Source organism: Brevundimonas sp. (genome assembly GCF_036677305.1).
Taxonomy (GTDB): domain Bacteria; phylum Pseudomonadota; class Alphaproteobacteria; order Caulobacterales; family Caulobacteraceae; genus Brevundimonas.
This window is the reverse complement of record NZ_JAKFEB010000178.1, coordinates 1-4019: the sequence shown is the minus strand read 5'-3', so window position 1 is coordinate 4019 and position 4019 is coordinate 1. Positions and strand designations below refer to the sequence as shown.

The following is a 4019-nucleotide window of genomic DNA, read 5'->3' as shown; positions in this document are numbered from 1 at the left end:
CTGTTCGACTGGCTGACCAGCCAGAAGAAGGGCTTCCTGGGCAGCCGCGACATCAAGTGGAACTTCACCAAATTCCTGACCGACCGTGAGGGCCGCGTGGTCGCGCGCTACGCCCCCCAGGTCGAACCCGAGGCCATCAAGGCCGATATCGAGAAGCTGATCTGACATGGCCGCTGAATTCGACCTCATCGTCATCGGTTCGGGCCCCGGCGGCTATGTCGCCGCCATCCGCGCCAGCCAGCTGGGCCAGAAGGTCGCCATCGTCGAGCGAGAGAGCCTGGGCGGCATCTGCCTGAACTGGGGCTGCATCCCGACCAAGGCCCTGCTGAAGTCGGCCGAGAAGTACGAAAGCCTGTCGCACCTGAAGGATTACGGCCTGTCCGCCGACAAGGTCGGATTTGACTTCGACACCATCATCCAGCGCTCGCGCGGGGTGGCCGCCACGATGAACAAGGGCGTCACCTATCTGATGAAGAAGAACAAGATCGAGGTGATCGAAGGCACGGCCAAGCTGGAGAAGGGCGCTGCGGCCCCGAAGGTCGTCGTCGCCCTGAAGGCCGGCGGATCGCGCACGGTCGAGGCGAAGGCGGTGATGCTGGCGGTCGGCGCGCGCGCAAAGGCCATCCCCCAGATCGGGCTGGAAGCCGACGGCGACCGCATCTGGGCCTATCGCGAGGCCATGGCGCCGAAGAAGATGCCCGCCTCCATCGTCGTGATCGGCTCGGGCGCCATCGGCGTCGAGTTCGGCAGCTTCTACCGGGCGCTGGGCGCCGACGTCACCGTGGTCGAGGCCGTCGACCGGATCATGCCGGTCGAGGACGAGGAGGTGTCCAAGGCGGCGCAGAAGGCGTTCGAGAAACGCGGCATGAAGTTCCGCACCGGCTGCAAGGTCACGAAGGTGTCGAAGGGCGGCAAGGGCGTGCAGGTGGCCATCGAGGCCGGCGGCAAGGCCGAGACGCTGGAGGCCGAGGTCTGCATCTCGGCGGTCGGCATCACCGCCAACACCGACGGCATCGGGCTGGAGGCGCTGGGCGTCAACATGGACCGCGGCCACATCACCATCGACGGCCACTGCCAGACCAATGTGAAGGGGCTGTACGCCATCGGCGACTGCGCCGGCGCGCCCTGGCTGGCGCACAAGGCCTCGCACGAGGGCATCCACGCCGCCGAGCACATCGCCGGCTACAAGACGCCCAACGTCAACTCGCCCATCGCCGGCTGCACCTACGCCCAGCCGCAGGTCGCCTCGGTCGGCATCACCGAACAGGGCGCCCGCGAGGCGAAGCGCGAGGTCAAGGTCGGCCGCTTCCCCTTCCGGGTGAACGGCAAGGCGGTCGCCGCCGGCGAGATCGAGGGCTTCGTGAAGGTGATCTTCGACGCGAAGACCGGCGCCCTGATCGGCGCCCACATGATCGGGGCCGAGGTCACCGAGATGATCCAGGGCTATGTCACCGCCATCGCCATGGAGGCGACCGAGGAAGACATCCACGGCATCGTCTATCCGCACCCCACCATGTCCGAGGCCATGCACGAGGCGGCGCTGGACGCCTATGGGCGGGTGATCCACATCTGAAGCTGTTTCTCCCTCCCCTTTATGGGGAGGGTGTCGGCGAAGCCGACGGGTGGGGTGCGCCAAGGGCGGGCTCTGCGGATGCCGCATCACACCCCACCCGGCCTCGCTGCGCTCGGCCACCCTCCCCATGAAGGGGAGGGAGAGAGGTTGCCGCACCTACCCCGCCAGCACGTCCACGCTCATCCGCTCCAGCAGGGCTCCGCCCTGACCCACGGCCGCCAGACGGCTGGAGGCGTGGCCGAGAACGTTGGCGGCGTAGACCTCGTACAGCGCGATCTTGCCTTCCAGCCACGTCGGGTCGCCCTGACCGCCGTCCAGCTGGTCGCGGGCGTAGAGGGCGCCCTGGGCCAGCATCCAGCCGCCCGTGACGTCGCCCAGCAGCTTCAGATAGGCGTCGGCTGCCGCCAGCACATCCGCAGCGCCGTCGGCCGCGGCCTTGCGGTCCAGCAGCCACAGGGTCGCGTCCTCGACCGCCTCGATGGCGGCCGAGAACCGCTCCACGGGCTTGCCGGAATACAGACGCGGCAGTTTCGCCAGCGTCGCCTTCATGTCGGCGATCAGGTCGCGGGCCGACTGGCCGTCGTCCATCGACAGCTTGCGGCCCACCAGGTCCATGGCCTGGATGCCGTTGGTGCCCTCGTAGATCGGGGCGATGCGGGCGTCGCGATAGTACTGGGCCGCGCCCGTCTCCTCGATGAATCCCATGCCGCCGTGGATCTGGACCCCCGATGAGGCGACCTCGCAGCCCACGTCGGTCGACCAGGCCTTGGCGATGGGGGTGAACAGGTCCTCGCGGCCCTTCCAGCGGCGGCGTTCCTCCTCGGTCGCCGCGTGCTTCGCAAGGTCGGCGGCGACGCCGGTGGACAGGCAGATGGCCCGGGCGGCCGCGACCTTGGCCTTCATCACCGACAGGGCGCGGCGCACGTCGGGATGATCGATGATCGGGGCGTTGGCCTCGCCGGTCCAGACGGACCGGCCCTGACGCCGCTCCTGCGCATGGGCGAGGGCGTGTTGATAGGCCCGTTCGGCGACGCCCACGCCCTCGACACCGACGGCGAGGCGGGCGGCGTTCATCATGACGAACATGTGGGCGAGGCCCTGATTGGGTTCGCCGACCAGTTCGGCGGTGGCGCCCTCATAGGCCATGACGCAGGTCGGCGAGGCGTGGATGCCCAGCTTGTGCTCGACGCCCACGGGCCGGAAGCCGTTGCGGTCGCCCAGCGCGCCGTCGTCCTTGACCAGGTATTTGGAGGCGAGGAACAGGCTGATCCCCTTGGGCCCGGCCGGCGCGTCGGGCAGGCGGGCCAGCACCATGTGGACGATGTTGTCCGTGGCGTCGTGATCGCCCCAGGTGATGAAGATCTTCTGGCCGTTCAGGGCGTAGGTGCCGTCGCCGTTCGGGGTCGCCGTGGCCGTCAGGGCGCCGAGGTCCGAGCCCGCCTGCGGCTCGGTCAGGACCATGGCCCCGGTCCATTCGCCCGAGACCAGTTTCGACAGATAGATCTCCCGCTGCGACGGCGTGCCGTGCGCCTCCAGGGCCTCGATCGTCGCCAGCGACAGCATGGGGCACAGGCCGAAGGCCATGTTGGCCGCGTGGACGGTCTCGTAGGCCGCCAGTTCCAGCGCCTTGGGCAGTTGCTGGCCGCCGGCGTGGGCCGGAGCGGACAAACCCGTCCAGCCGCCCTCGGCGAACTGGCGATAGGCGTCGGCGAAGCCGGGGGCGGCGGTGACCGATCCATTCGCATAGGTCGAGCCCTTCTGGTCGCCGATGCGGTTCAGGGGCGCGAGGACGCCTTCCGAGAACTGCGCCGCCGCCTCCAGCACCGCGCCCAGCACATCGGCGTCATAGTCGGGAAAGGCGCCGGTGGCGGCGACCCGGTCGATGCCGGCCACGGCCTGCAGGGCGAAGGCGATGTCGCGGACGGGCGCGCGGTAGGTCATGGCAGGATCCCGGTTCGAACTGTTCCGCGTTCATGCCGCCTTGCCGCCGGGGCATGCAAGCGGCGGCTTGGCGAACGCGCCGGGGCGGGTCAAGGTGAAGGGGTTCGAAGGAGGTCATCGTGGCTGAACCGCGCAACCGCTATTCCACCGTTTCGCTGACCCTTCACTGGCTGACGGCGGCCCTGGTCGTGACCCAGGTTCTGCTGATCGCCGCGCACGAGGCGACCGAAGGGCCGCTGTCGCGCGAGTTCGTCCAGGTCCACAAGTCGGTCGGCCTGACCATCCTGGTCCTGACGCTCGGCCGGATCGTCTGGCGGCTCGCCAATCCCGCCCTTCCGCTGCCGGAGGCGATGCCGCCCTGGCAGAAGCTGCTGGCGCGGGCCACCCACGTCCTCTTCTACGTCTTCCTGATCGCCATGCCGCTGGTCGGCTGGGCGGCGTCGTCGGCGGGCGGCCGCGAGATCGTCTGGTTCGGCCTGTTCGAATGGCCGCTCCTGCCCATCGG

General features: G+C 69.1%; 3 protein-coding genes. 2 read left to right on the top strand and 1 reads right to left on the bottom strand.

The window, feature by feature from the left end; translation table 11 throughout:
* The first annotated feature begins 166 nt into the window (after positions 1-166).
* Entirely contained in the window at positions 167-1573 is a 1407-nt protein-coding gene (gene lpdA / locus V6M42_RS10545; protein ID WP_332678438.1) for a dihydrolipoyl dehydrogenase, read from the top strand.
* A 156-nt stretch (positions 1574-1729) separates the two neighbouring features.
* Here the strand turns inward: lpdA and V6M42_RS10540 are convergent, their stop codons facing one another.
* Entirely contained in the window at positions 1730-3514 is a 1785-nt protein-coding gene (locus V6M42_RS10540; RefSeq protein WP_332678437.1) for an acyl-CoA dehydrogenase, read from the bottom strand.
* Between the two features lie 119 nt (positions 3515-3633).
* Between V6M42_RS10540 and V6M42_RS10535 the strand changes: the two genes are divergently transcribed.
* Positions 3634-4019 (top strand): cytochrome b (locus tag V6M42_RS10535; protein WP_332678436.1); only part of this gene is annotated, 386 nt, incomplete at its 3' end.

What these genes read in the sequence shown, in the direction of transcription:
- V6M42_RS10540 (WP_332678437.1), bottom strand. Translation starts at nt 3,514, where the DNA reads ATGACCTACCGCGCGCCCGTCCGCGACATCGCCTTCGCCCTGCAGGCC.
- lpdA (WP_332678438.1), top strand. Translation starts at nt 167, where the DNA reads ATGGCCGCTGAATTCGACCTCATCGTCATCGGTTCGGGCCCCGGCGGC.